34 protein-coding genes and 1 other annotated feature are annotated in these 25857 nt (G+C 33.2%); of the genes, 6 read left to right on the top strand and 28 right to left on the bottom strand.

Translation table 11 applies throughout. The features are described from left to right. Positions 1–2 precede the first annotated feature (2 nt). The 10 genes from ABEY15_RS21640 to ABEY15_RS21595 all read right to left on the bottom strand — a co-directional run bounded on the left by ABEY15_RS21640 (position 3) and on the right by ABEY15_RS21595 (position 9323). The gene (locus ABEY15_RS21640) at positions 3–1475 is read right to left on the bottom strand and encodes an aldehyde dehydrogenase (protein ID WP_429892115.1); all 1473 of its coding nucleotides are present in this window, start codon (positions 1473–1475) and stop codon (positions 3–5) included. A 56-nt stretch (positions 1476–1531) separates the two neighbouring features. Beyond that, positions 1532–1993: a RidA family protein gene (locus ABEY15_RS21635; protein ID WP_069033372.1), complete on the bottom strand. Its 462-nt coding sequence runs from the start codon at positions 1991–1993 to the stop codon at positions 1532–1534. After that, the gene (locus tag ABEY15_RS21630) at positions 1962–2999 is read right to left on the bottom strand and encodes an amidohydrolase family protein (protein WP_429892114.1); all 1038 of its coding nucleotides are present in this window, start codon (positions 2997–2999) and stop codon (positions 1962–1964) included. Before ABEY15_RS21630 ends, ABEY15_RS21635 begins: the two co-directional genes overlap by 32 nt. Further along, complete coding sequence (locus ABEY15_RS21625) at positions 2984–3523, bottom strand: 3-hydroxyanthranilate 3,4-dioxygenase (protein ID WP_114343061.1); 540 nt, start codon at positions 3521–3523, stop codon at positions 2984–2986. The genes ABEY15_RS21630 and ABEY15_RS21625 overlap by 16 nt, the downstream gene beginning before the upstream one ends. A gap of 52 nt (positions 3524–3575) precedes the next feature. After that, positions 3576–4322 carry an IclR family transcriptional regulator gene (locus ABEY15_RS21620; protein ID WP_098233825.1) on the bottom strand — a complete coding sequence of 249 codons (747 nt, stop codon included), beginning with the start codon at positions 4320–4322 and terminating at the stop codon, positions 3576–3578. 59 nt (positions 4323–4381) lie between these two features. Beyond that, a complete protein-coding gene (locus ABEY15_RS21615; RefSeq protein ID WP_429892113.1) occupies positions 4382–5881 on the bottom strand; it encodes a 4-hydroxyphenylacetate 3-hydroxylase family protein in 1500 nt (499 codons plus the stop codon). A 269-nt stretch (positions 5882–6150) separates the two neighbouring features. After that, positions 6151–6405: a YqkE family protein gene (locus tag ABEY15_RS21610; protein WP_429892112.1), complete on the bottom strand. Its 255-nt coding sequence runs from the start codon at positions 6403–6405 to the stop codon at positions 6151–6153. Positions 6406–6586: 181 nt separating this feature from the next. After that, entirely contained in the window at positions 6587–7978 is a 1392-nt protein-coding gene (gene asnS, locus ABEY15_RS21605) for an asparagine--tRNA ligase (protein WP_429892110.1), read from the bottom strand. Between the two features lie 51 nt (positions 7979–8029). Further along, positions 8030–8268, bottom strand: a binding site (T-box leader). Positions 8269–8592: 324 nt separating this feature from the next. Next, complete coding sequence (locus ABEY15_RS21600; RefSeq protein WP_429892109.1) at positions 8593–8859, bottom strand: hypothetical protein; 267 nt, start codon at positions 8857–8859, stop codon at positions 8593–8595. After that, entirely contained in the window at positions 8847–9323 is a 477-nt protein-coding gene (locus ABEY15_RS21595; RefSeq protein ID WP_429892108.1) for a hypothetical protein, read from the bottom strand. Before ABEY15_RS21595 ends, ABEY15_RS21600 begins: the two co-directional genes overlap by 13 nt. A 326-nt stretch (positions 9324–9649) precedes the next feature. On the opposite strand from ABEY15_RS21595, the gene ABEY15_RS21590 reads away from it, so the two are divergent. Together ABEY15_RS21590 and ABEY15_RS21585 are read left to right on the top strand one after the other, a co-directional pair. Continuing rightward, positions 9650–9895: a zinc ribbon domain-containing protein gene (locus ABEY15_RS21590; RefSeq protein WP_429892107.1), complete on the top strand. Its 246-nt coding sequence runs from the start codon at positions 9650–9652 to the stop codon at positions 9893–9895. A gap of 17 nt (positions 9896–9912) precedes the next feature. Then, positions 9913–10833: an alpha/beta hydrolase gene (locus tag ABEY15_RS21585; protein WP_429892106.1), complete on the top strand. Its 921-nt coding sequence runs from the start codon at positions 9913–9915 to the stop codon at positions 10831–10833. A 38-nt stretch (positions 10834–10871) separates the two neighbouring features. Here ABEY15_RS21585 and ABEY15_RS21580 read toward each other — a convergent pair whose 3' ends face one another. Next, the gene (locus ABEY15_RS21580; RefSeq protein ID WP_429892105.1) at positions 10872–12035 is read right to left on the bottom strand and encodes an iron-containing alcohol dehydrogenase; all 1164 of its coding nucleotides are present in this window, start codon (positions 12033–12035) and stop codon (positions 10872–10874) included. 58 nt (positions 12036–12093) lie between these two features. Next, complete coding sequence (locus ABEY15_RS21575) at positions 12094–12681, bottom strand: N-acetyltransferase family protein (protein ID WP_429892104.1); 588 nt, start codon at positions 12679–12681, stop codon at positions 12094–12096. Between the two features lie 190 nt (positions 12682–12871). On the opposite strand from ABEY15_RS21575, the gene ABEY15_RS21570 reads away from it, so the two are divergent. The 3 genes from ABEY15_RS21570 to ABEY15_RS21560 all read left to right on the top strand — a co-directional run bounded on the left by ABEY15_RS21570 (position 12872) and on the right by ABEY15_RS21560 (position 14905). Beyond that, the gene (locus tag ABEY15_RS21570; RefSeq protein WP_069033382.1) at positions 12872–13081 is read left to right on the top strand and encodes a CDGSH iron-sulfur domain-containing protein; all 210 of its coding nucleotides are present in this window, start codon (positions 12872–12874) and stop codon (positions 13079–13081) included. A gap of 144 nt (positions 13082–13225) precedes the next feature. Beyond that, positions 13226–14281, top strand: coding sequence for a processed acidic surface protein (locus tag ABEY15_RS21565; protein WP_429892103.1), 1056 nt, complete (start codon positions 13226–13228; stop codon positions 14279–14281). Between the two features lie 3 nt (positions 14282–14284). After that, a complete protein-coding gene (locus ABEY15_RS21560; protein ID WP_248268813.1) occupies positions 14285–14905 on the top strand; it encodes a class D sortase in 621 nt (206 codons plus the stop codon). A 59-nt stretch (positions 14906–14964) separates the two neighbouring features. Here ABEY15_RS21560 and ABEY15_RS21555 read toward each other — a convergent pair whose 3' ends face one another. The 13 genes from ABEY15_RS21555 to ABEY15_RS21495 all read right to left on the bottom strand — a co-directional run bounded on the left by ABEY15_RS21555 (position 14965) and on the right by ABEY15_RS21495 (position 23679). Then, a complete protein-coding gene (locus ABEY15_RS21555) occupies positions 14965–15894 on the bottom strand; it encodes an aminoglycoside phosphotransferase family protein (RefSeq protein WP_429892102.1) in 930 nt (309 codons plus the stop codon). 133 nt (positions 15895–16027) lie between these two features. Further along, positions 16028–16411: a DinB family protein gene (locus ABEY15_RS21550; protein WP_429892101.1), complete on the bottom strand. Its 384-nt coding sequence runs from the start codon at positions 16409–16411 to the stop codon at positions 16028–16030. Positions 16412–16699: 288 nt separating this feature from the next. After that, positions 16700–17146 (bottom strand): BclA C-terminal domain-containing protein, encoded by a 447-nt coding sequence (locus tag ABEY15_RS21545; protein WP_429892100.1) that lies wholly within the window; start codon positions 17144–17146, stop codon positions 16700–16702. 590 nt (positions 17147–17736) lie between these two features. Beyond that, positions 17737–17928, bottom strand: a complete 192-nt coding sequence (locus ABEY15_RS21540) for a hypothetical protein (protein WP_429892099.1) — start codon at positions 17926–17928, stop codon at positions 17737–17739. Between the two features lie 374 nt (positions 17929–18302). Beyond that, positions 18303–18713 carry a hypothetical protein gene (locus ABEY15_RS21535; RefSeq protein ID WP_429892098.1) on the bottom strand — a complete coding sequence of 137 codons (411 nt, stop codon included), beginning with the start codon at positions 18711–18713 and terminating at the stop codon, positions 18303–18305. Between the two features lie 147 nt (positions 18714–18860). Further along, positions 18861–19289: a DUF4362 domain-containing protein gene (locus tag ABEY15_RS21530; RefSeq protein ID WP_429892097.1), complete on the bottom strand. Its 429-nt coding sequence runs from the start codon at positions 19287–19289 to the stop codon at positions 18861–18863. Positions 19290–19534: 245 nt separating this feature from the next. Next, positions 19535–20374: a Cof-type HAD-IIB family hydrolase gene (locus ABEY15_RS21525; protein WP_429892095.1), complete on the bottom strand. Its 840-nt coding sequence runs from the start codon at positions 20372–20374 to the stop codon at positions 19535–19537. 191 nt (positions 20375–20565) lie between these two features. Beyond that, entirely contained in the window at positions 20566–21156 is a 591-nt protein-coding gene (locus ABEY15_RS21520; protein ID WP_429892094.1) for an IS3 family transposase, read from the bottom strand. Beyond that, entirely contained in the window at positions 21122–21331 is a 210-nt protein-coding gene (locus ABEY15_RS21515; RefSeq protein WP_429892093.1) for a transposase, read from the bottom strand. The genes ABEY15_RS21520 and ABEY15_RS21515 overlap by 35 nt, the downstream gene beginning before the upstream one ends. Before the next feature lie 129 nt (positions 21332–21460). Then, entirely contained in the window at positions 21461–21676 is a 216-nt protein-coding gene (locus tag ABEY15_RS21510; RefSeq protein WP_056475532.1) for a DUF2922 domain-containing protein, read from the bottom strand. Positions 21677–21693: 17 nt separating this feature from the next. Further along, the gene (locus ABEY15_RS21505) at positions 21694–21918 is read right to left on the bottom strand and encodes a DUF1659 domain-containing protein (RefSeq protein ID WP_098234305.1); all 225 of its coding nucleotides are present in this window, start codon (positions 21916–21918) and stop codon (positions 21694–21696) included. A 78-nt stretch (positions 21919–21996) separates the two neighbouring features. After that, a complete protein-coding gene (locus ABEY15_RS21500) occupies positions 21997–22329 on the bottom strand; it encodes a YolD-like family protein (RefSeq protein ID WP_056475525.1) in 333 nt (110 codons plus the stop codon). An 87-nt stretch (positions 22330–22416) separates the two neighbouring features. Then, a complete protein-coding gene (locus tag ABEY15_RS21495; RefSeq protein ID WP_429892092.1) occupies positions 22417–23679 on the bottom strand; it encodes a Y-family DNA polymerase in 1263 nt (420 codons plus the stop codon). Positions 23680–23842: 163 nt separating this feature from the next. On the opposite strand from ABEY15_RS21495, the gene ABEY15_RS21490 reads away from it, so the two are divergent. Further along, the gene (locus ABEY15_RS21490) at positions 23843–24037 is read left to right on the top strand and encodes a YqzH family protein (protein ID WP_069033396.1); all 195 of its coding nucleotides are present in this window, start codon (positions 23843–23845) and stop codon (positions 24035–24037) included. Between the two features lie 46 nt (positions 24038–24083). Here ABEY15_RS21490 and ABEY15_RS21485 read toward each other — a convergent pair whose 3' ends face one another. The 3 genes from ABEY15_RS21485 to ABEY15_RS21475 form a co-directional block, all read right to left on the bottom strand. Further along, positions 24084–24383: a DUF2653 family protein gene (locus ABEY15_RS21485; RefSeq protein ID WP_429892091.1), complete on the bottom strand. Its 300-nt coding sequence runs from the start codon at positions 24381–24383 to the stop codon at positions 24084–24086. Positions 24384–24405: 22 nt separating this feature from the next. Next, positions 24406–24834: a hypothetical protein gene (locus ABEY15_RS21480; RefSeq protein ID WP_429892090.1), complete on the bottom strand. Its 429-nt coding sequence runs from the start codon at positions 24832–24834 to the stop codon at positions 24406–24408. A 76-nt stretch (positions 24835–24910) separates the two neighbouring features. Further along, complete coding sequence (locus ABEY15_RS21475; RefSeq protein WP_429892088.1) at positions 24911–25513, bottom strand: metal-dependent hydrolase; 603 nt, start codon at positions 25511–25513, stop codon at positions 24911–24913. Positions 25514–25857 lie beyond the last annotated feature (344 nt).

The raw sequence follows: 25857 nt of genomic DNA, 5'->3' as shown, positions 1-25857 counted from the left end.
CCTTATAATTTAATCGTAATATTCGATAATTCACTATAAAACTCAAAGCTATGAATTCCACCTTCACGACCTAAACCGCTTTGCTTCATACCTCCAAATGGTGTACGTAAATCTCTTAAATACCAAGTGTTTACCCAAATAATTCCTGCCTCAATTTGATGAGCAACACGGTGGGCTCTGCGTAAATCATTTGTCCAAATTGTTGCACCTAAACCATAATGAGTGTCATTTGCCCATTCAATCACTTCTTCTTCCGAATCAAAAGGCATAACTGTTACGACTGGACCAAATATTTCTTCTCTTACACATCTAGAATCACGACTTAGCCCAGTAATGATTGTCGGTGTGATAAAGCACCCTTTTTCAATTGATGCTGGTCTACTACCACCCGTTAAAATAGTTCCGCCTTCTTCTTTTGCAATCTCGATATAAGATAATACTTTATCATAATGTTCTTTACTAATGACCGCGCCGACTTTTGTACCTTCTTCAAACGGATCGCCAATTTTTAATTCCTTTGTTTTTGCGACAAATTTATCAATAAATTCATCAATGATTGATCTCTGAACATAAATTCTAGATCCACATAAACAAACTTCTCCCTGATTCATAAAAGATGATTTTAAAGTTGTTTCAATCACTTCGTCTAAATCAGAATCAGCAAAGATAATGTTTGGATTTTTTCCACCAAGCTCAAACGATAATTTTTTTAACGTTGGAGCTGCCGCCTTCATAATTGCTGAACCTGTTTTTGTTTCACCAGTAAATGTGATGGCATCAACATCTCTGTGCTCTGTTAAAGCTGAGCCTGCCGCATTTGCTCCAAATCCGTGTACAACATTTACAACTCCGTCAGGTACGCCTGCATCTTTACAAATTTCAGCTAAAACTGTAGCTGTCATTGGTGTCCATTCTGCTGGCTTCATAACTGCTGTATTTCCAGCCGCTAAACAAGGTGCAAGCTTCCATGTTAATAGTAATAAAGGTAGATTCCATGGGTTAATCATTCCGACTACACCAACTGGCCTACGATATGTATAATGTAAGGCAGTTTGATCTTGCATATGAGACTCAGAGCTTAAAGTTGTAATATAGTCAGCGAAAAAATAAAAATTATGAGCTGATCTAGTAATATCAACTTCTAAAGCAAGATCATATGGCTTTCCAGTGTCCATTGCCTCTAATGCCGCTAATTCTTCTTTTCGAGCTAATATTCCGTCGCCGATTTTCCTTAATACTGCCGCTCTTTGATTGCTTGTAAATTGTTTCCACTCACCTTTTAACGCTCGTTTTGCTGCTTTTACTGCTAAATCAATTTCTAACTCGCCACCTTCAGAAACAGAACCTAATACTTCTTCAGTCGCAGGATTAATATTTAAAAATGTTTTTTGATTAAAAGAAGGAATAGATTGTCCATCAATAAAATGCTTACAATCAATAGGTAATGTTTTATTTTTCTTCTCTGTAACTTGCATAATAGGCACCTACCATTCTAATAGAATAAAAGGTGACACGAGTGCCACCAAATTTTTCAATCCTCTATTTCTACAACCATTTCAATTTCGATCGCTGTATTGTGTGGAAGCTGTGCCATCCCAACAGCTGACCTAGCATGTTTTCCTCTTTCACCAAACACTTCTACTAAAAGGTCAGAAGCTCCATTCATCACTTTCGGATGATCATAGAAATCTTCTGTACTATTTACGAATCCTAATATTTTTACAATTCGTTTTACTTTTGAAAGTTCACCTAATTCGTACTTTAATACACTAATTAAATTTAACATTGACTCCCTAGAAGCTGCATATCCTTCCTCTAGCGTCAACTCTCGTCCAACTTTGCCATGGTACTCATCTACACCTTGACCAGATGTAAATAGTAGATTACCTGTACGAACAGACTTTACATAATTACCTGAAGCCGGTCTTATTGGTTTAAGTGCATAACCTAAACTTATTAATCTATCTTCTGGAGTCAATACTTTGTTTTCCATGAAGTAAATCTGCCTCCTTAATATTTAAAAATTTCATGGCATTTTTTCCTAAAATAGCTTCTTTCATTTCTTTATTAATATCCATTTGATTAATCACTCTTCCTGGTGGCGTTTCTCTTAATAAGAAAGGATAATCCGAGCCCATCACAATTTTGTCATAGCCAAATCGGTTAATTAAAAATTGGATATTAATAGGATCATAGTGAAGAGAATCAAAATAGAAATTACTTACATAATGACTTGGCGGATAGGCAGTTTTTCGCAAATGTGGCCATACCTTCCATCCTTGGTCTAATCTAGGTAGAATAAATGGGAATGAACCTCCGCCATGTGCAAAACAAATCTTTAATTTTGGATATTTTTCAATCACTCCACCAAATGTTAAGCTAGCAGCAGCTAAAGCTGTTTCACTCGGCATTCCAACCGTGTACATAAAGTTATGATCGGGTGTACGATCCTTCGCTAATGTTTCCCACGGATGAATAAACAATGGGACATTCCATTTTTCAGCCATTTCAAAAAATGGACTAAACTCGTCACTGTCTAAATTTGTTCCATTTACATTTGTACCAATTTCCAATCCACTTAATCCAAGTGTATGAATACAGCGATCCATTTCTTGAATAGCTATTTCAGCGTTCTGCATTGGTACTGTCCCTAATCCAATAAACTTTGAAGGATTCTTTTTAACTGTATTTGCAATAAAATCATTTTGAATTTGAGCCATTTCCAATGCAGCTGGAGCTGGTGCCCAATACGAAAAGGTAACTGGAATTGGCGACAGCACTTGCATTGTTACCTCTTCATTATTCATGTCCTCAATTCTCTTTTCAGGACTCCAAACTTGATCAGTTACTTCCCTAAATACTTTTCCAGCAACCATAATATTGGCACCGCATGAACATGTTGGTTGTAAAATCGGCCATCTTTCATGACCGTATTTTTCAAAAAAATTCGGTAAATCCTCTGGAATTATGTGTGTATGAAAGTCTATACGCATACCCATTCATCCGCTTCCTCTTTCATGACATGACCACAGTTTTTACATGTTCTTAATTCAAGGCTAGCATTGAATTGTTCAATCGCTTCTTTTACTTGCGTACCAATATCCGTTAATTGAACTGTCTTTTTATGCATTTCTTCATTACACTCATCACAGAACCAAACAAAGCTTTCTAATTCACCTTCAGCTCTTTTTCGTTCAAGCACAATTCCATATGAATCTTTTACTCTATGAGGTGAATGTGGAACAAAAGAAGGAAGCATAAAAATTTCACCTTCCCCAACTGTTACAACTTCACGCTTACCATCCGGTGTAATACACTCAACATAGCAATTGCCTTTAATTTGATAGAAAAATTCATCTGCAGGATCGATATGGAAGTCTCTACGTTTATTTGGTCCTCCAATAATCATTGCAGCATACTCTGAATCTTCCCAAATAACTTTATTATTAACTGGTGGTTTTAATAGCTCTTTATTATCCTCAATCAATTTGAAAATATTAAAAACTCGACTTTTAAGATTCATCTCTAATCCTCCAATTAATTCATTTTTATTTGAACTTAAGTAAGCGCTATCATTACGCATTAATATAACCAAGTTGATTTGAGACTGTTTTAGCAGTTTTCACAACATCCTGTATCATTCGACCAATATCTTGGCTCATCATATACGAAACTGGTCCAACCATATTTAATGCTGCAAAAGTTTGGCCAGTATATGTTTGAATTGGAGCTGCAATTCCGAATAATCCTAGATCATTTTCATTGTTGCTAATGCTATAGCCATTCTCTTTAATCGCAGTCATTTCTTTTTTTAATGCATCAATAGTCGTAATTGTATTTGTTGTATAAGCTTTAAAGCCTTTTTCAATCGTTGTTTTTAAGTATGCTGGATTATATGATAGTAGAATTTTACCGGTACTCGTACAATATGCAGGCCGTTTAGCTCCTATAAATGTTGGGACAGGTATCGAATGTTTAGAGGAAACTTTTAAGACAAATCTAACGTCCCCTTTATCAAACATTCCGATATGAACGGTACTATCATAATTTTTCAGTAGATTTTCTAATAATGGAATGGCCTCACTATATATGTCTTGTTGATACATAACGTGATTACTCCATTCAAGCAGCTTCCAACCAAGTCGATACTTTTTCTTACTATCCTGAATTAAAATCCCTTCAGCACAAAGAGTTCGAACTAAATGATGGACCGAGCTTGCATTCATATTTAACTTTTCAGCTATTTCTAAATTTCCTAGGACTGGCTCTTCTTCTGTAAAGCAATCTAATATTCTAGAAATCTTTTGAACTGAAGAGATCATTAGATCCCCTCCTCTTTGATGCTAAAACATTTCATAAAATCCCTGCTTTCTAAAATTAATCAGTTAACTTTAGAATTCGCTAGATTAGTCGATACTCCTTTTAAGTTTTTTGCTCCGTTTAATGCATCGTCCACCATACTAAACGTTCTCTTACGTTTCATTTGGTTATAGTAAATTGCTCTTTTTCGAATTGGATCACCAGTATAATATCTTTCATATTGAAGTGCTCTTTGTCCAAAAGCTTCTCCACATAAATCCCATGCAAGTTTGAATAATTGAACTCGGTCTAAAGAGGATACACCTTCACGTCCAACATAGTATTTATCCATAGCATCTCTTAGCTCAGGATGTTCAAAGTCTGCTTCTGTTGGTGACATTAATAATCCACCTGCACCAATTGTTTGAATCACTTCAATTGCTCTTGGGTACATAGTTGGAAGCAAGCCACGAATCGTCTCAAGTGGTTCCCATGCCGGTCTTACTTCGCCTGAAGGTAATGTCTCATACTCTATTTCGGAAACTCGAAGTAAAGCACGAATTGTTTCAACTGATTGTAGTAGCTCCCCTAAGTCATTTTGGACATTTAAATAAACATCTACTCCAATTGAATCAGCTAACCTGCATGCTACCTCTACTGCAAAAGCTAATTTTACGTAGCCTCTTACGCCAGACTGGTGAGCAGGCTGTTGTGCGATACCTGTTTTTGGATAAAGATTATTTGCAGCTTCAACATTATTATGAATAAATACACGATTCCAAGGAATTAACACATCCTCAAATACAAGAACAGCATCCATTTCTTCGAATCTAGATGCTAATGGATGATCAAAAAATGATCTTTTACCATCTTGCATCTGCTCTCTACATAAAATTTTTAATCCCGGCGTGTCAATTGGAAGCGCAAATGCTAAAGCATATCGCTCATCACCATCGTGGAATCCAGGGAATGAATAAATAATGACTTCATCTGTAATTGGTGCTAATGTCGCAAGCATTTTAGCCCCTCTAACGACTAATCCATCAACCGTTTCTTCAACAGCACCTAAATGAGTAAATAAATCTTTTTGTTCATAAGATGGCTTGCTGCGATCATTTTGTGGGTTAATAATTGCGTGCGTTAAGAAGATGTCGTTATCACGAACAAATTTGAAATAATTTTGGACATTTTTTGACCACTCTGGATTATATTTATCTAAAAACCATGAATTACTTGCCATTGAAGTTAAGACAATGTTCAAGAAATCTGGTGTTCTTCCCATTAAACCAAATGTTGACTTTGCATATGCTTCGAACAAATCTCCACGTTTTTTAATATCTTCAGATGACTTAGGCACTAAAAATGCATTAGAAATTCGCTCACCAGTTTCTTCACAAATATGTGTAATTTTGTCTTGATAAGCTGGATCGAACTGCATATCATATAATTTTGCAATCTCTAGAATCGGTTGTTTAAAAACTGGATGGTTTACGATATCTTCTACCTTTTCTCCACCTAGCCATACCTCTGGCTTTCTAGATCTTAGTCCATCAATATATTGCGCTCCTGTACGAATACCCATTTAATAATTCCTCCACTCCGATATGTAGTTTTTTTAAACATTTGTTTTTTAAATCGAATTCGGAAATTTTTTAAAGCGCTTTCAAAAAGATCAATTTCACTATCTTAAATTATTTACACCACCTACTACCTTTTATTTAACTTAATTTCACTATAAAAAATTATAAAATTTTGAACAATCAAAAAATTTCACAATGTGAAATTCCTTTATAAAAAAATGATTAAATTAATTTTTTACACGTGCAAAAAAAATAAGACGCCATTTGCGCCTTATTTAAAGTCCTTCCAAGAGATATTACTCTCGTTTAATAACTCTTCGAATGATTTATTTTTCTCACGTAATCTCTTTTCTTCACGAATACGGGATTCTTCTTCCTCTTTTAGCTTCGTTTCATTTTCTTGCAATTGTTTTTTTGTATTTTTTAATTTTTGAAGAATTTCTTCATTCATTAATGATCCTAATGATATTTTTTCTTTCTGTTCGTATGCCGGTTTTACAGGTTGCTGTGGTTTTCTTTTTTTCATTTTATATCACCTTCCATTTCCATTATTTTATCATTAATTTATAGTAGAAAGAGAAGTATTTCATCTTTTGTTATATTATAAAACTACTATTTCTCTTTTTTCAGATGCTAAAACTCAGATTCTTTTAGTTCTTCATAAAAACAATAGGATGCCGCAGGCATCCTATTGTTCATTTTTATATTTAAAAATCTGCATTTCCTGGTGTACGTGGGAATGGTATTACATCACGGATGTTTTTCATTCCTGTTAAATACATAACAAGTCGTTCAAATCCAATTCCATAACCAGAATGTTTTGTACCGCCGTATTTTCTAAGCTCCAGATACCACCAGTAATCTTCTTCATTCATACCAAGTTCTTTGATTCGCTCTACAAGGACGTCTTCTCTTTCTTCACGTTGACTTCCTCCGATTAATTCGCCAATACCAGGAACTAGTAAGTCTGTCGCAGCAACTGTCTTGCCATCCTCATTCGCTCTCATATAAAATGCTTTAATTTCTTTCGGATAGTCAGTTACGTATACAGGACGCTTGTAAATTTCCTCACTTAAGTAACGTTCATGTTCAGTTTGCAGATCTGTTCCCCATTCAACTGGGTAGTCAAACTTTTTACCAGAGTTCTGTAATAATTCAACAGCTTCAGTATAAGTAACTCTACCAAAGTCAGATTCTAATGCATTCTTTAATCTCTCAATAAGTGATTTATCAATAAAACTATTAAAGAATTCCATTTCTTCAGGTGCATTTTCAAATACGTAATTAATGACAAACTTAACCATGTCTTCACCAAGATCCATGATATCTGGTAGTTCTGCAAAAGCAACTTCCGGCTCAATCATCCAGAATTCTGCGGCATGTCGTGCAGTATTTGAATTTTCTGCTCTAAAAGTCGGACCAAATGTATACACATTACGGAAAGCAAGGGCATAAGCTTCACCATTTAATTGGCCACTTACAGTTAAGTTAGTTTCTTTGCCGAAGAAATCCGCGCCGTCATCCACTTTTCCGCCTTCAGCTTTTGGAAGTTGGTTTAGATCCATTGTTGTCACACGGAACATCTCTCCTGCGCCTTCTGTGTCACTTCCAGTAATAATCGGTGTATGTACATATACATATCCTTTTTCTTGGAAGAACTTATGAATGGCATATGATGCAAGTGATCTTACTCTGAAAACCGCTGAGTATGCGTTCGTTCTTGGACGTAAATGTGCAATTGTTCTTAGATATTCAAGAGAATGTCTCTTTTTTTGTAATGGATAATCTGTATCTGATAATCCTTCAATCACAATTTTTGTCGCTTTAATTTCAAAAGGTTGTTTCATTTCCGGAGTTGGAATAAATTCACCTTCTATTAAAACAGTAGAGCTAATCGGTAACTTCGTAATTTCTTTGAAGTTATCAAGATTGTCCTCAAATACTATTTGTACACTCTTAAAGAATGTACCGTCGTTTAACTCCATAAAACCGATTGTTTTAGAATCACGAAGAGTACGAATCCATCCTGAAATTTGAACGGTTTTGTCTTTAAAATTTTCTTGATTTCTGTATAAATCTTTTACTACAGTCTTTATCATAATTAGCCTCCTTATGTTAATTTCCCAATAAAAAAAGCCTTCTATCCCTATAAAAGGGACGAAAGACTAACTTCCGCGGTACCACCCAAATTGTCATAATATGACCAACTTTAAAGCTAACACTGCTTATCCCAGTTAATAACGTGCTGGTAACGTCTAAGCCTACTTAAGTGATCCCGTTCGGTTAGAACTCAAAGGTGTTCTTCATTCATGCTTCATCACTAGGCTTCCACCGTCCCTAGCTCGCTATCGAATATAGCAAAAACTACTTTCCTTTTCATCGATTTAAAATATGTAGTTTTTAAAGGAATTTTTCTTGTATAATTTATCATAAATCATAATCTCTTGTCTAGTTGTCCAACAAAATATATTCATTGGTATCTCTATTTTTAAACCCTTTAACTTAATTGAATCTATTTAATACACAAACATTTTCCACTTAGAGCCTTTACGGACCCATTCCTAACAAGTGCAAATAAAAAAAATGATCGACCAATTAGTCCATCATTTTTTTGTGTAAACAAAGTCCTAAAAAACTGGTTTTTAGTTGACCAACAAAAAAGGTTGATCTTTTGGATCTTCATCTTTTTTTGCTAAATAGTAATAAAAATGTGTTATTCATATACTATAAACTGGTTTCTTTCATCATCAGTAAGGTCTTTAGGCTCTAATCCTCTTTCTTTACAATATGTAAATAACGCCTTAACTTTTACTCTAGGTTCTTTTTTATAAATTGGTTCTACATAAACTCCATCAGGGAATCCCTTTTCAAACTTTTCAATTTCCTCAAGCATAGCATCACTCACCTTTTTATCAGTATCCCCTGCTATTGCATTAGTAAAAACTTTATAAGTTGAAAAATCACGTGCTATTTTAGCCATTGTATTACACCTCCCTGAAAATTTTCAGAGGCTAGTTTTTGTCCAATCTGCTCATCAAATACTATAATTTGACTACCTTCAAATAATTGCTTGCCTCCTAGCCCAAATTCTTCATTTGTATAAAATGGTATTGTCTCTGTTTTAGATTTTAAATATAAATACCCTTCACAGCCCTGATTTAAACTATATTGACAAGCAAATGCGACTAAATTGTAGCCTACACCTTTATACACTCTATCAAAATTAATACCGTTTGTCTTTTTACCGTTTATGTATACTTTATTAAAGTTAGTTGCCTCTATAGATTTAAGATACGTTGTGGACTCTTGTTTATTTGCTTTAAGAGCAACAATCCCTTGAACTGTTCCTCGATATTCTAATGTTTCTAAAACAAAAATTTCATAATCTTCTTCATAATCTAACTGAAAATCAAATACCCATCGAGGAGGTTTGTATTCAGCCACTTCACTAATTTCCACTTTTCGATAATAACAGTCAGCCCAATTTCTTGTCTTTAAATTGAATATCACTTATTTCAATTCACTTTCTACATTCATACAAAAATTATATCATAGTTGGATTATTTTTTTTGTGAACAAAAAGCGACAAAACTAAACTCGTTATTGTTCGCAATTTAATTACTCTTTTCTTATTTTTCTCAGATAAACTTTGCTTCTTATTTCAATTTTTCCTTTTTATTTTAACGTATTACTTGATTTAATTGTCAAAATCCCTTTATTAAATTTTCTTTTTCCTATGATACACTTTACTACAAAGGAGGGTTTTATTTATGGCTAGTGCAGAAGAATTGTTAAAGGATAAATTTGTTTGTTCGAAATGTAAACATACACACGCTAAAACTAAAGAAGTATCAATGTCGGGTTCAGGTTTAAGTAAGTTACTAGATATTGATTATAATCATTTTTTATTTGTTTCTTGTTTAAATTGTGGTTTTGTTGAGGTTTATAATCCTTCAATTTTAGAAGGTAAAACCCGTGGTGAGTTAACAACAATTTTTGATATTCTTTTTGGATAGAGAGTGATGGTTCTATTATGATGATCTGGCTTGTTGTAGTTGTTCTTTTTCTCATTTATTTTATTGGAGTTGGTTACTATTTTACGCAGCAAGTTTTGTTTATGAAAACAAATTCACTTGAGTTTATTTATCAGCGCGAGTTGGAAAACTTCCGATTTGATGAAGGATTGTATCGTTCTGTTCAAAAACAACCCTTTTCTATTCAATCTCGATATGGGTATGAATTAAAGGGATACTTGTTTGAGGCCTTTGATACAAATAATTGGGTCATTATTACACATGGTGTAACGGTTAATAAGAATAACTCAATTAAATATGCTGAGCTGTTTTTAAAGCTTGGCTTTAATGTACTTACTTATGATCATAGGCGACATGGGGAGTCAGGTGGACATACAACTAGCTATGGTTATTATGAGAAATATGACTTACAAACTGTTGTTCAATATTTAAAGGATTTAAAAGGTGAGATTGTTCTTGGCATTCATGGGGAGTCAATGGGAGCATGTACAATGTTACAATATGCTGGTTTTGTTGAGGATTCTGCAGCTTTCTATATTTCAGACTGCGCGTTCTCTACATTTGAGGAACAGCTTACATATCGTTTGAAAATGGATTATAAACTTCCTAAATGGGCAATCCTTCCAGTTTCTAGCATTTGGTTAAAGTTTCGGAATGGATTTTTCATTAAGGATATTTCCCCTTTACTGGCAACACATAATATTAAAAATCCCGTTTTATTTGTTCATAGTAAACCAGACCCTTATATTCCTTTTACCCATACACTTAAATTATTTGAAGCGAAAAATCAAAATAAGAGAGAACTATTCATTGCTGAAAATGGTGCACATGCTATGAGTTTAAATGAAAACAAAGATGATTACTATTCAATTGTTGCATCTTTTTTAAATAATATTGGCGTTAACCATCATTCAATATAAAAACTGGACAGAGTTATTTCTCTGTCCAGTTTTTATTCTTAAAGAGCTGCCTCTAAAATTTTCAATGCATCTTCTTGATCTAATTTTTTGAAGTTACCAAATGGACCATATTTAACCGTTTTAGCAGCCATTTCAGGTAGTTGCTCTTTTGTAATACCGTACTCGCTTAAACGACTTGGCGCACCGATCTGGTTCCAGAATGTGCGTAAAGCTTTAATACCAGCTAATGCCCATTCTTCTTTTGACATTGATTCTTGCCTAATATCAAATACTCTATCTGCAAATTGACAGAAACGATCAACATTTTCGCTCATTACATATTCCATCCAATGAGGGAAAATAATTGCTAATCCTCCGCCGTGTGGAATATCTGTTACTGCAGAAACTGCATGCTCGATATTATGTGTAGCCCAATCACCTTGGACACCCATACTTAAGATTCCATTTAATGCCATTGTTCCACTATATAATAGCGTTTCTCGAGCTTCATAATCATCTAATTTCTCTACTGCGATCGGAGCAGTTTCAATAACTGTTTTTAAAATCCCCTCACAGAAGCGATCTTGAATTTTTGTATTCGTTCCATGGTGGAAATATGACTCAATAACATGTGACATTATATCCACTGATCCATAAACTGTTTGATCTCGAGGAACTGTAAACGTATTTTGAGGATCTAGAATTGAAAACGTTGGGTAACTATATTTACTTCCCCAACCTAATTTTTCATTTGTTTCCCAATTTGTAATAACTGACCCAGCGTTCATTTCTGAACCAGTTGCTGCAAGCGTTAATACTGTTCCAAATTTTAATGCATCTGTTGGGAATGCTTTACGTGTAATAACATCCCAAATCTCACCATCAAATTTCGCACCAACTGCAATAGCTTTTGTACAGTCGATTACAGAACCACCACCAACAGCTAAAACAAAGTCAATATTTTCGTCTTTACAAATTTGTATACCTTTATGAACTGTTGATAATTTCGGATTTGGTTCAACTCCGCTTAGTTCATAAACTGTTTTATCAGCTTCTTTAAGAATACCTACTATTTGATCGTATAAGCCATTTCTCTTAATACTTCCACCACCGTATACAAGTAAAACATTCTTTCCAAAGCTAGCAGCTTTTTCTTTTAACTTTTGTACACTATCTTTACCAAATATTAATTCTGTTGGATTTGCAAATGTAAAAAAATTCATATGTATCCCTCCTATTGTTCAAACTTAATTTTAACTTAAACAATCGAAAGGATGCATCTTATACGACTTTTGTTTCGAATATTTTTTCATTTATTGGGAACACTAAATAATCGTATGAATGATTCATAATTGATCTAACTTTCTCATATTTAAATCCCACTTTTTCATATAATCGGCGAGCAGAAGGTTTGTCTTGATCTACATTTAATGAAACTCGTGAAATCCCTTTGTTTTTGGCAAAAGAAAGTAATCCTTCTAATAATTCAGTTCCAATTCCTTTGCCTTGATAATCTGGATGCACTGACAATGTATCAATATAAAAATCTTCATCATCTGCTTCCTTATCAACTTTAACATTTTGGATATTTAAATTACGACTTATTATTTCAAGCATTTCACGATCAAATACTGATAGTTCCATGGAATGGTAGGCTATAATCACTCCTACAACTTTTCCTTCAATTTCTTTTACTAAACAATTATGGTAACTTAGTCTATTTTGTTCAGATTGAACATAATATTCTAAAATTGGTGTTGCTTGTTCGTATGATGATGTCCCTGTTAACATAAATACAATATCTTCAATCGCTTGTACAATTAGAGGAACAATTTGTTTGGCATCTTCTTTTTTTGCTATTCGAATCATAAATTGTCACTCCTTAACTTAAATTTTTCTTAGTTTATCTTTAATTTTTCTTAGTAAAAAAAAACAACCTTTTCATTTTATAATAAATCCATGTTTCATGTAAAAAATTAATACTTTATTAAATTACACCATTTATTTTAACATAAATGTAATATATAATAATTTTAAGATGTGTAGGAGGAAATTAAATATGTCTGATGTTCAAATTAAGGTTTTAGATAATGGTCCTTTACGTGTCACTGGTACTGTTGAGTTAGTTGATGCTGAAGGGAATACATATCCGCAAAAAGCAGCTTTCTCATTATGTCGATGCGGCATGTCAAGTAAATTACCATATTGTGACGGTACTCATAAAGGAAAATTCGAATCTGTCGTTCGAGCTCCTAAAGAATCAGAATAATTTTATTTTTCTGGCGCCGATTATTGAGCAATTCTAAATAATCGGCTTTCTTATGCCCTCATGCCTTTAATACCTTTGCATCATTCATAAAACTGATCTAAACACACTTACATTCAGGGAATGCAGTATTAAGGGGGAAACAATATGAAAAAGGTATTGGCTTCAGTCGTTTTATCTGCGGCATTAGTAGTACCAGGTGTAACTGCATATGCAGCACCAGATGCAAATGAATTAAAATCTTATTTAGTTAGTATCGATCTAACTCAAAAGCAATTAGAGGATTATTTAAATTCTTACTACGGTGAGTCAATCTCTGATTTCGATTCAGTTGATGAGTTAAAAGATACTTTAGGTGAAAGACTTACACAAAAAACTTTAGACGATCTTCTAGATGAGTACGGTTACACTGAAGATGAAATTATCGATCTAGCAGTCTACTATGATGATATGGACAAAAATGCATCATTACTAGATACTTACTACTTTACTTCTGATATCGAAAACTTAATTTATTTAGATGAAGATGAGTCAGGTAGCAGTAGCGAAGATGATTTCCCTTCTATGGATGATATTTCTTCTGCTCTTTCAGAGTTCGGAATTACTGAAGCAGAGATTAATAATCTATCTGCATACTTAGAAAAAGTTGTAAATGATGATCCTGCTGTTGAAGCAAAATTAGAAGCATTAGGAGAACGTGCATCTGCATTAGAAGAAAATTATCCTGAATTTTTCTCAATGGATACTGAGGCTACTCCAGAAGAATTACCAGCTGAATTAAAAGTAGAATTAATGAATATCGTAAAAGAGCTTCAATCTACTTTAAAAATTGATATTAAAGTTGCAATTGAACAAAATGGCGTTAAAACTCCTTTAACTTTTGCTAAATTACTTACTATGGATGATTCTATGGATTCTATGGAAAATGTAAAAGTATATTTAGAGATTTATGACAACGCTGGTAATCTATTATTAGACGCTTTATTTTCACCTGAGGAACTTATTGGTGATGACGAAATAGTAGATATCGTTAAAGATACTCAAAAAGCAATTAAAAACCCAAAACCAACTGTTACAGTAAGAACGGAAAATGGCGGTAAACTTCCAACTACTGCAACTCATACAACTGAATGGACAATGGTTGGTATGTTAATGATGTTAACTGCTGTTGTTTTACGTAAAAAGGTAATTGTTAAACGATAAGCTATGAATCGTAAACGAAAAGTACTACTTATTTTTTCAGCACTCCTTTTTATTGTCGGATTATTTTTTGCTACAACAAATGCTTATTCTTTAATTAAAACTTATGTGCTGTATAAACAGTCTAAGGATGATTTCAAAAAAGAAATCAAAACAGAAACAGCAACTAAATTGAAGCAAATTAAAAGAGACGAACCGCTTTACAAGACTTATCCTAAATTTGGCGATGAAATGGGTTCATTAACGATTCCTCGAATTTCTGCAACTCTACCAATCTTCCACGGGACAGATGAGGATGAGCTTGCAAAAGGAATAGGTCATTATGCTAAATCTGTGATGCCAGGTGAAAGAGATAATAGTGTTCTTGCTGGACATCGAGATACTGTATTCCGCGAGCTTGGCAAAGTAAAAGTGGGCGATCCGTTAATTGTTAAAACTTCGGCTGGTACATTTACTTACAAAGTTCATAAGATTCGCATCGTTGATAAAGATGATCGCACCGTTATTATCCCAAAACCAAGACCAACTTTAACGGTAAGCACTTGTTATCCGTTTAATTTTATTGGACATGCACCACAGCGTTATATACTTGTAGCTGGTTTAGTTAAATCAGAAGTAAATAAATAAACAAAAAAATGCTTACTATTTAATAGTGAGCATTTTTTATTAGTAGTTTCATATTTTCATTAATTTTCTAGTGCAGCCCAAAACTTTTCGTTATTTAAATTGCGAACACTCCATTGGTAGTGTCCATCACTGCAAGTTTCCGAAAAGAAATTTGCCGAATAGATACTATAAAAAAGAACGTACAAATGGATTGTACTTCTAACTTCTTCGCCTAATCGATTAACTACTTTATTTAAATATTTTTCTAGCTTTGTTTCACCCAATTCATCATATAAATCAAATAAAATCCAGCTTAATGCAACATCAAATAATGGGTCTCCATATAACGTCATTAATCCGAAATCAATTACACCATTAATTTGTCCATCTGAATTTACTAATAGATTTGATGGATAATAATCACCATGTACTAATGCATATTCCCCTTCATATCCAACTGAAAATGCATCCATTAATCGTTTTAATTTCACTTCGTAATTTGATACATCTCTTTTTAAATAACGATCTACTTCTGTATTCTTTCTTAGTAACGATTGTTTTAAAAAATCGTTCCAGTCCTTTGAAGAAATTTCATCATAATCACTTAATAATTTGATGCCTTTAAAATGTTTTTCTAATTTAATTCTTTGAATACTTACTATTGTTGATAGATAGTTTTCAAAGAAAGAATCTAATACTTGCTCATCATAATTCGATAAATCCTTTTGAATATTTCTGCCTTCAATTCGTTTTTCAATTGTTAAAACAACGTCCTTCTCTTTTATAATCTCGTGAATTTTTGGTAATTCAAAATTTGCATCACTAGCATTCATTGATTCATAAAATTGCTTTAATATTTCTAGCTTTGAATATGCTGTTGGTTTATATAATTTTAAGACTCTTTTTTGATCATAAGAGTAAACTTCCGCTTCTTGTCCCTTTCCTAAAAAATTCGCTTCGCTGATATTGTACTTTTTCAAAATGTAACTTCTAACATTTTGTGTTATCATCTTTTGTTCCCCATTTTCCCTTATTAATCTTTTTCAATTCTATTCTCAACCATTCCTACTTCTTCCAAATTAGCCTACTATTTCTTATACGGCAATAAAAATTATTTAATGATCTTTCTGATTATTATCGGATCTACTCTTCCTTTGATACCCATGAGCCTTGTGCTTTTCGAATATAGAGGATTTGCCCAATATGATAAGCATTATGAGTACATAGATTAGATAACGCTCCCCACCAGATTGCATCTATGGGAAAATTTGGAATTTGTTCATAAAGCTTTGATTCATCTACTTCTTTTATAGCTTGCTGCCAATTCGCTAGATTCTCATCTAACCGCTCAACAAGCTCTTGCCAATCTTCCCTCGTTAAATTTTCCATCTCTCGAAAAGTTGAAGCATTACTTTCGACCACTTCAGTTGGGATCTCTCCTTTAAATCTTCTTAACCATCTTTCATTATAGAAATATAAATGGTATACGATTTCACCGATCGTATGAGTAGAAATTTTTTTCTCCAACTAATATTCTCTAAACTTAAATTATCCAATGCTACACTTAAAGGTTGAATCCAGCTTTCAACATTACGACAGACTTCTAATTGATCTAATAGAAACTCTTTTTTACTCATAGATCATTCTCCCTTTTTAATTTTATACTTTACGCTATGTACTTTCGTGGTTATTACTAGATTCACCTTTATTACTTTATGATTTTAACCTATTAAAAAATGCACTACTTTTTAAAAAGCAGTGCATTCTTATAACGGAATAGGGAAACTTCCCGAGGAGTAACGATTAAAACTTGTACTAATGAACTCTGAATAGATTAATTGTTGCTCCGGCACCTTGTAACAACTTAACATCTCCAACAAAGTCAAACAATTGAAGTGAAATTGTATCTCCAGCGTCTAATGGTAAGATCATTTGACTACCGTAAATGGATCTATTCACTTCATTTACGATTGCTGATGCATTAATAGGTCTACCGTTTATTAATATTCTTGTAGATACGGCTAATAGTGCATTTAAATTCACAGTGTAAGTAATAAAATAATTACCTGGTGCCTCAACTGTTAGTCGATCATTTGCTCGATCAATTGTAATTCCTTCACCTAAATACTGAAATGATGGAAAAGTTACAATTGTTCCTTCTATTATTACTGAAATTGTTCCACCACTATTTGTAACAAATGCAAAGCTTTCGCCAGGAGGCACTGGTGGAAAATGATGTCTTGGGTGTCTTGAATGTCTCATATTATCACCTTTCATTATTATTAGACATAAATCCTCTTAGGAGTAACATATTAAAGGCTTGTCTATATTGTTGATATAGTTTATTAATATGAAAGTTTTTATTTTTCGTTACAGTATGTCCCCTAGTTTTTTTATTTTTTTTATTTTAATAGAATAAAAGAACTTAGTCACCATCGGACTAAGTTCTTTTAAATTAAATAGTATTGCGAAAGTCTATGACCTCTCTAGTACATTTACAATCCGATTTAATAGTTCATTTTGCCTCTTTAATTCCTCGTTTCGGATTTTAAATAATTTATAGAAGTAGGAGATTACTACTATAAGACCTACAGGAATTGCTATGTTAAAAAGCATCATAATGATTGGAAATATACCTAAGGCTACATCCATTTTAACACTCCACATCCTTTATAGTTTATATTTAGATTATGTTAGCTTATACAAGCTTTATGTCTTTAAAATAGTAGAAAGGGAAAATTCGGATAAGAAACAAGCATAAGCGTTGATATTCAGTAATTTAAATGTTTGTGTTAGTTAAAAGGGAACTAATCATCGGCTCCCAAGTGATATTGAACTATTCAAATTGAGGGTTATATGCTGGTTTTCCATAAAATAATTGCTAATAATGCTTGAATTATAAAACCCAATATTAACAATACCCAAGAAACTTTATTTCTAATTGCAGAAGAAATCTCATGTCTCTTTAGCATTTGATCAATTCCCCAAATGGCAATAAGAAATCCTCCGATTACAAAAAACATAGCAACTTGAATAGCATTCATTTTTTTTCGCTCCTCAAAGGGTTATGGTATAAAATCAATCTTTGATATTGACTGCTTAACCATTAAATCCCTTCCAAAAACGAAAACAAAGTTTGTCTTGTGGATCTAATGTATTCGTATTGTTGATTTAATACCTCTAACATTCACATTCAATCCTATCAGTATTAAAATGCTTAAAGTTAACCAATTTAACGAACAAATGAGAGTTATTTTTAGCTACTATTTTTCTTCTTATTTATTATATTTCGTTTCTTTTTGAGTATGAAAGTTTCCTTGTTCTTATTCAACTAACCTGCCATTTTGTTCAATAAAAGAGACCGACAAATCGTCGATCACGTTGTTCAACTAATGCATGCGTTAGTTGAACAGGTAAACTAATTATCTTGATTTTTTTTCAAATAAGCACCATAGAAATCTGCTTCTTCTAAATCATCATATACGGGTGTAGCAATAATCGAATAGTTTTTCTTTTCATCTACTTTGAACAGTGCATAAGAAGGTATGTTGGCAACATTGATGATGGAAGCAGTTGTTAATCCATTTTTCCAAAAGTAGTAATCGTAGGCATCATTATCATCTTTTTCCAACGGTTTACCAAAGCGTTTTGTGTAAGTTGAAGTACTAATATTATCGTGTAGCTCTACTTTATCGAAGATTTCATTTGAAAGGTCTGTGGATTTTACAAATTTTGTATAGAATGGACCGTCTTCAAAGAATCTGTACGAATTAACAATCAAGCCAAATGCAATTAAAAAAATAAAAACGAAAATCATTTTTTTCTTCATAGAATCTCCTAACATTTACCCTTAACACATATATTTTACCATAAAATTCCAAATAATTATGCAACTAAACTGCCATTTTGTTCAATAAAAAAGGACCGACAAATCGTCGATCACGTTGTTCAACTAATGCATGCGTTAGTTGAATCATTAATCTTTAATTGGTACTGATAATAACTCTAAATCTCCATTAAAATTTCCCGTACATTGGCTAAGTACATAGTACTTAACCTCTTTTTCAATTTTTACTATTATATTTTTGCAGTTATACTTCTCAATAAATTTCCCATCGACACTATGTGAAACATTAATTTGTTCTCCATTAAATGTTAATGTTCTTACTCCACGTTGTCCCTCTATCCCATATTGAACATAATTTATTTCAGTTTCTTTTTGATTGTTTACATTATCAACAAAACTGTTTAACCCTTCTATATTCTCAATTTCATTATGCTTATTTACCACTTCTTGAGTATTACTAATATTTTTGTTTTTGGATTGACATCCTGCGATTACGAAAAGAAGTAGTGTTATCCCAATTAAAACACGCCACTTTTTATAGCCATCCCTAATTTTCATTAGCCCCTCCAAAAAGTATTAATATGACTATCAATTTATTACCTATCTCAATACTTATATTCTACAAATGAAAATTTTACCCTTTTCTTATTCAACTATCCTGCCATTTAGTTAGATAACGAAAATCAACAATCAACTTTAGCAGAGCCTAAGTAAATCAGCAACTTATCCCATAAAAAAAGAGAGCTCAAAAAGTACTTTAACTTTTGAACTCCCTCTTTTGCCAGTCTATAAACTAAATTTAATTAACTTTGCTTTAATTTTTGTTTTTGATCTAAAAAATGATAAATTGCATGAGCTACGCCTGCTTCTTCATTTGTTTTTGTAACAAATGTACAGTGACCTTTTAGCTCTTCTTTCGAATTTCCCATAGCAACTGGAAAACCTACTCGATTAAACATAGAGACATCATTAAAACTATCTCCAATTGCCATGCTCTCATTTAAATCTACTCCAAGGATTGGTGCAAGCTTTAATAATGCTGCTCCTTTACTTACATTTGCTGCATTAATTTCAACGTTATTTGAACCTGACGAAGTAATTAGCAGACCCTCTTCTTGCATTAGTTTTAGACGAATGCGGCTAATAACCTCTTCTTTATTGGAAAGAAATAATATTTTATATACATCAAGTTCATTAAAATCTTCAATAGAAGAATACGTTCGAACCTTTCTTAAAGTAGCTGTCACTTTGTGTGTCTTGCCAGTTTGCTTATCAGTGAAAAATTCATCATATAGTGTATCTCGACACTTTGTAAATGATCCTTCACTAGTACTAATAATAAATGTTTTATTTTCCGCTTCACATACGCTTAAGGCTTTCGCAAAAATTTCTTTATCCATTGAATCGTTGTGTAAAATTTTCGCCTCATAGTCGTATATTTGAGAGCCATTTAAACAAACAATTGGACATGTTAGACCAGCCTCATCTAATACTTCCTTCGCACTTTCATACATTCTACCTGTAGAAATGACAACATGGATTCCTTCCTTTTGTGCCGCCCGGATGCTTTCAATGTTTTCCATTGGTATTCCATTCTTACCATTTACCAGTGTACCATCCATATCAATTGCAATTAGTGCCATGTCGTTCTCTCCTTTTCTACTATTCTCTTATAATCTGAATGCTAACTATTCCCCAATTCTACTAAAGCATTCTTATTACAATTTAACTATTTTCTATTTTATGTTTTCATTCTTTATTATTATAACGCAAAAAAAGACCTTCTGCATTTCTGGACTTAACTCTGTCAAGTAGACATATTTAAAAAGACTGACTATGCAGCCGTTGTTAACCTGTAATTTACAGGGGAACAACGGTTTAGTCGTTTTTGTGTACGCTCATAATTGTAAAACTGTATGTACTCTGTAATTTCTTGAATAAGTTCCTGTTCTGAATTAAAATTAGATAGATACACCAATTCACATTTGAAGTGTGAGAAGAATGATTCAACGCATGCGTTGTCTAGACAGTTTCCTTTGCGAGAGTGGCTGCCTAATAGATTATTCTTTTCTAAGAACTGGCTGTATTTTGTAGACGTGTACTGGAATCCCTGATCTGAATGCAGGATACTTCCATACACGTTTCTTTTTTTACATAAATCTTTAACTGTTTCCATGACCAATTTAAGATCATTTCGATTGGAACACTTCCAAGACACAATTCCATTATTATAAAGATCTTGAATGACTGAAAGATAATAAAACCTGTCTCCAACTTTGATATATGTAATGTCAGTTGCGAATGCAACGTTCGGTAAATCTTGTTTAAATTGACGATTTAAAAGGTTAGGATAAACATTTGATGCTTCCTTCCCATAGTATTTTCTTTTTTTACGAATGACGGATTTTATATCTAATTCTTTCATAATTCGATAAACCTTTTCTATACTTTTTTACCCAATCTTTCAGTTGAGTTGAACTGCGTAAACCTAACTCCTCTGAAATTGAAACGTAACTTCCACAGCCATCCTCATATAACTTTACTGCCTTTAGTTTTAGTTCAGTTGAATAGTGTTTAAATTTTGTTCCTTTTAAAGCCATAATAAATCCCCCTATAGTAGACTGCCTATCCATTTTATCAGATAGGCTTTTTCACGTGTCTACTATAAGGGGATAATATCATTTCAGAAGGTCTTTAGACTGCCTACAAAACTCTTTTCCTAATAGAGCTTATAACTCAATCTCAATAATCTCCTTACCAACTAAGCGTGCGCCTTGTTTGGCTACGACAATTCCGCTTGTAGAAGTGAATACGTTGTTTGCTACAATTTTATCCATTACTTGATTGATTAATGTTGGATTAACTGGAATTGTTGGATTGTCTACTGTTAGCGTAACAACCTTTTCGTTTTCATTTAAAAATTTAAGCTCTAATGTTTGAATCATATCTCTTTCCTCCTTTTTTATAGACTGTTTAAAAGTAGTCCATTGCTTAATACTTCTAGCTCTACTAATGGTAGATCTTGCAATGATGCTAAGGCATTACCGATTTCACTTAGCTTCACTAAATCAACATCAACTCGGACATTTTTATATGCCTTCCTCTTGATAATGATTTTTCCTTGTGCATCTTTTCCTGCATGTAAATTTACATACAATGTTAGTTGTTGAGTAGCAATTTGTGCCATTTTCAACTCCCCCTTTCGATGTATATGTACTTAAAAAAGGGGGAATTTTCGTTAATGGTTAATTATTTTTTTGGATGTTCAAGATCCAATTTTCACGTCCACAATATCACTTAATAACAGCTCCATATATCCAGCCTGTTCTTCATAAATAGATAGCCTATTTTGGTGTAAATTAATTTTCCCTATTTTTCCTTTTACATTATGGTGATAGTGGTCTTTATAATAAGTAATTTGTACACTTTCATCTTCGTGAATTGCCTGTTGAAGATGACGGTTCATTTCCTCTAATAGTTGTTCATCTACATCTTTTTGTTGTTCATAATTTTGTGATACTTTCCAATCACGAAGCATTTTTACATGTTCTGGTAACATCATTGACGTCCATTTAATCGTGCCACGGTCACGAATCATCGGCATTCTTCTCCTTTTCTTCTCTTTTTACCTTAGGTAGAACTAGTGGCTTTCACTTGCAGGGGGAAAAGGACAAAAGGAAATTTTTTAACCTTTGTGTCCACCTACCAGCTTGCTTCGGGCAAGTGCTGTTCCTCCTTCCGCATAAGAAACAGCCCAGAGGAGCGAAGATGATCCGTATTTTTTTCGGACTGCGTCCATCACATATCCTAAATTGCGCTTTTGAGGTTTTTTCTGATCAAACAAATTTAACTGCATGATTTCGTCACTTACAATATTCGAAAGAGAAATGAGAATTTGCCGAACTGTCTTCCCTTCATAATATCGATCAAATAATTTCGTACATACTTCATATAAATCTGAAGTAATATTTGTAGGGTCATCCATTGTAAACGCATGAGAAAACCCTCCACCGAATTCTTCACGACTATATCCAATTCCTAATGTAATCGTCCGTCCTGCCTTCTTAGCATTACGAGTTCGGCGTGCAACCTCTTCACACATTTCACGAATAACAAATTTAATTTCTTCAACTTTCGTATAATCCCTCATTAATATTTGGCTTTTACCAAAACTAATTTGTCCGTTCATTATTGGTGCACCAAGCTCAGACAGATCTACTCCCCACGCATGATGATATAGTTGATTTCCCATCACTCCGAATTTCTTCTCCAGCAAATGAAGAGGATATTTCGCTAACTGTCCTACTGTAAAAATACCCATTGTATTTAAAGTTCGCTCGGTTCTTTTACCGATTCCCCACATTTCACTAAGAGGACTCACCTGCCATAGCTTTTTTTCTACATCTTCATAAGTCCACTCGGCTATCCCATCTTTTTTTCCTTCTAAATCTAAACAGAGCTTCGACAAAAGCATGTTCGGTCCAATCCCAATCGAACAAGGTAATTGAAATCTTACCATAATCTCAGAACGAATTTTTTCGGCAATCTCCCATGCATCCCCCCATAATCTCTTCACTCCATCCACCTTTAAAAAACATTCATCAACACTGTATACATGTAAATCTTCTAAAGGTACAAATTCATTTAACAACTTTACTATGTTTGTTGAGATTTCTAGATATTTTGACATTGAAGGATTTACAATTTTAATTCGCGGATCTTTTGGTATTTCAAAAACCCTTGATCCTGTTTTGATCCCAAATTCCTTTTTTAATCGTGGGGAAGCTGCAAGTACGATACTTCCTTCCCTCTCCACATCTCCAACAACTGCTAAATAACATTCTAATGGATCTAATTGGAGCATAACCGCAGAACAACTTGCATAAAAGCTCTTCATATCGATGCATAATATCCGATGATGTGGTAACTCTTCATAACAAATGCTCATACATATCACTCCGATTTTCCAAAAAATAGCAGAACTAATGTTCTTATTTTATTATAAACATATATTAAACGAATATACGTTCGATTTCAATAAAATTTTTTCGCTAGGAACAATACAAAATTTTAGCTATACTAAAATTAGCTTAAGGGAGGTAAGACTATAAGTGGATGGACAGTTTGTAAAGCAGATGATTAAACGAGCATTAATGCAATATAGAGGAGAACACGAACAGTGGATTACAGCTGATATGCTAGATAAACTGTACGAACAAATCGTTACCGAACAATTAAATGATGACCGTGAATTATATGAAATAGTACAAGATATTGTTTACGAATACGTAACGAATTATGCCTAAGCAATCGAAAAAACCCGAGAAAGAACATCCAGTTCTCTCTCGGGTTTTATGAATAGACAAATGATATTTCACTCGTAATTCCATCTTCTTCATCAAAACCAATAATAATTTCCATTGCATAGGATGAAAAACGATGAATTTCTTCCAAGTAAAAACCAATTGCGTCAGATATTTGTTGCTCATAATACAATACGTTCCGATAATTAGCCGAGACTTGGCAGCTTACTCCGTCATCCTCATCGAATTGAAACTCAATTTGCACACTTTCTAGGCGAATTCCTTCTAAATCTGCCACATATACACAAATTGCATTGGCAACATCTTGTTCATCAAAATAGATTTTCACAAGTCACCTCAAAAGTGGAAAGTTAATATCGGTTTCTACGAAAGATTTTCTTAATAAACCAAATAATCACTACTATTACTAAAAAATCTAATAATAATCCAAAAAATGAAAAACCAAACTGCTGACCACCATAGTAGCCACCAAATGGGTTTAGCATCGATCCAAAAAGAGAGCCTAACCCAAATGCACCTGCATACCCTAAAAAATTCCTTCCAGGACTTCTATATGATCGATAGCTCGATCTAGGTGCTGTTGGTCGAAAACTTCTATTAGAACGATACGATCTCCTAATTGCAAGATGCGTTGATGGTTGTTTGCTAGAAACAAAAGAATTAGTATTCACTTTAATACGTTGATGGTTATACGTATTACTACTTGCATCAACCGGGATTGACAAAGCAAGCATAAAAAACAAAATCCACATGGATATTAGAGAATTTATTTTTTTCAATATTGACCCTTCTTTCATCATCACATCTTTCTTAGTATGGATCTTTTTTAATAAAAAAATGTGACAATTAAAGAGGTTATAACCACTTAATACTTTGTTTTGTAAACAACTGATCCGCTAATAGGTGAGAAAAATAACCGACTGTACCAGCTAACCATAATCCATTAACATTTAAGTCTTTTTGCAGCAAATAACAAATTCCACTCCAAACAGCTAAAAAGTAAAGGGAATGAGTTGGGCCACGATGCTTTAATCTCGAAGAAACAGCAATAAATAATCCAAGCGCAAAGATTGACCAATAACCATAAAAGAAAAACCAACCAATAACTGCAATTAATATGCCTGTTAACATTAGTATTGTTTTTAAATTCCGTAACCAGCTAACACAAATAATAAATAATATGAGTATACCTACTGCATAAATCCATGATCCAGAATAAATTAACTTCCCTGTCTTCACAACAATAAATAATGTAACTGCTAAAAATAATAAGCTGAACAGAACTTTTAGCGGCATTGAAACTTTTTTTGTTAGTAAACCATTATGATGATCTAAATCAGGAGCCAAACTACTGATTGCACCAACTATAAGCGGGACGGTCATAGAATCATTTTTTGTTGCATACATTGTGACACCAGTTGCAAATAATCCTACAATTACATGACTTTTTCCATCCAAAATACGTACCATCCTTATCTTTCATACTCATACTTTTATTATAGTCGGATAAGGTTAGTTTTCATATGAATAAATTAACAAATGATGGTAATTTAAGAACAATTAATGTCTTTATATTCATTGACGATTGTTCTTTTTTCTGACAAAATATAGGAAGCTCAATATTATAGAAAACTAGTCGATTGGTGAGCCTTTTAGGCGAAGACTAAAGACGTAGTTGCACTTACACTTTATTCCTAGAATTGGCAAACTAAATCGAGTAATGTACATAATCGACATCGCTAGCCAATTTATACTTTTTAAAGTGTAATAAAATACTTTCACAGTTTGCTTTGGGGGAAATT

The sequence above is a fragment of the Gottfriedia acidiceleris genome, from assembly GCF_050457485.1.
Lineage (GTDB): Bacteria > Bacillota > Bacilli > Bacillales > Bacillaceae_G > Gottfriedia > Gottfriedia acidiceleris_D.
The sequence above is the reverse complement of the archived record's forward strand: the minus strand, read 5'-3'. Positions and strand labels throughout refer to the sequence as shown.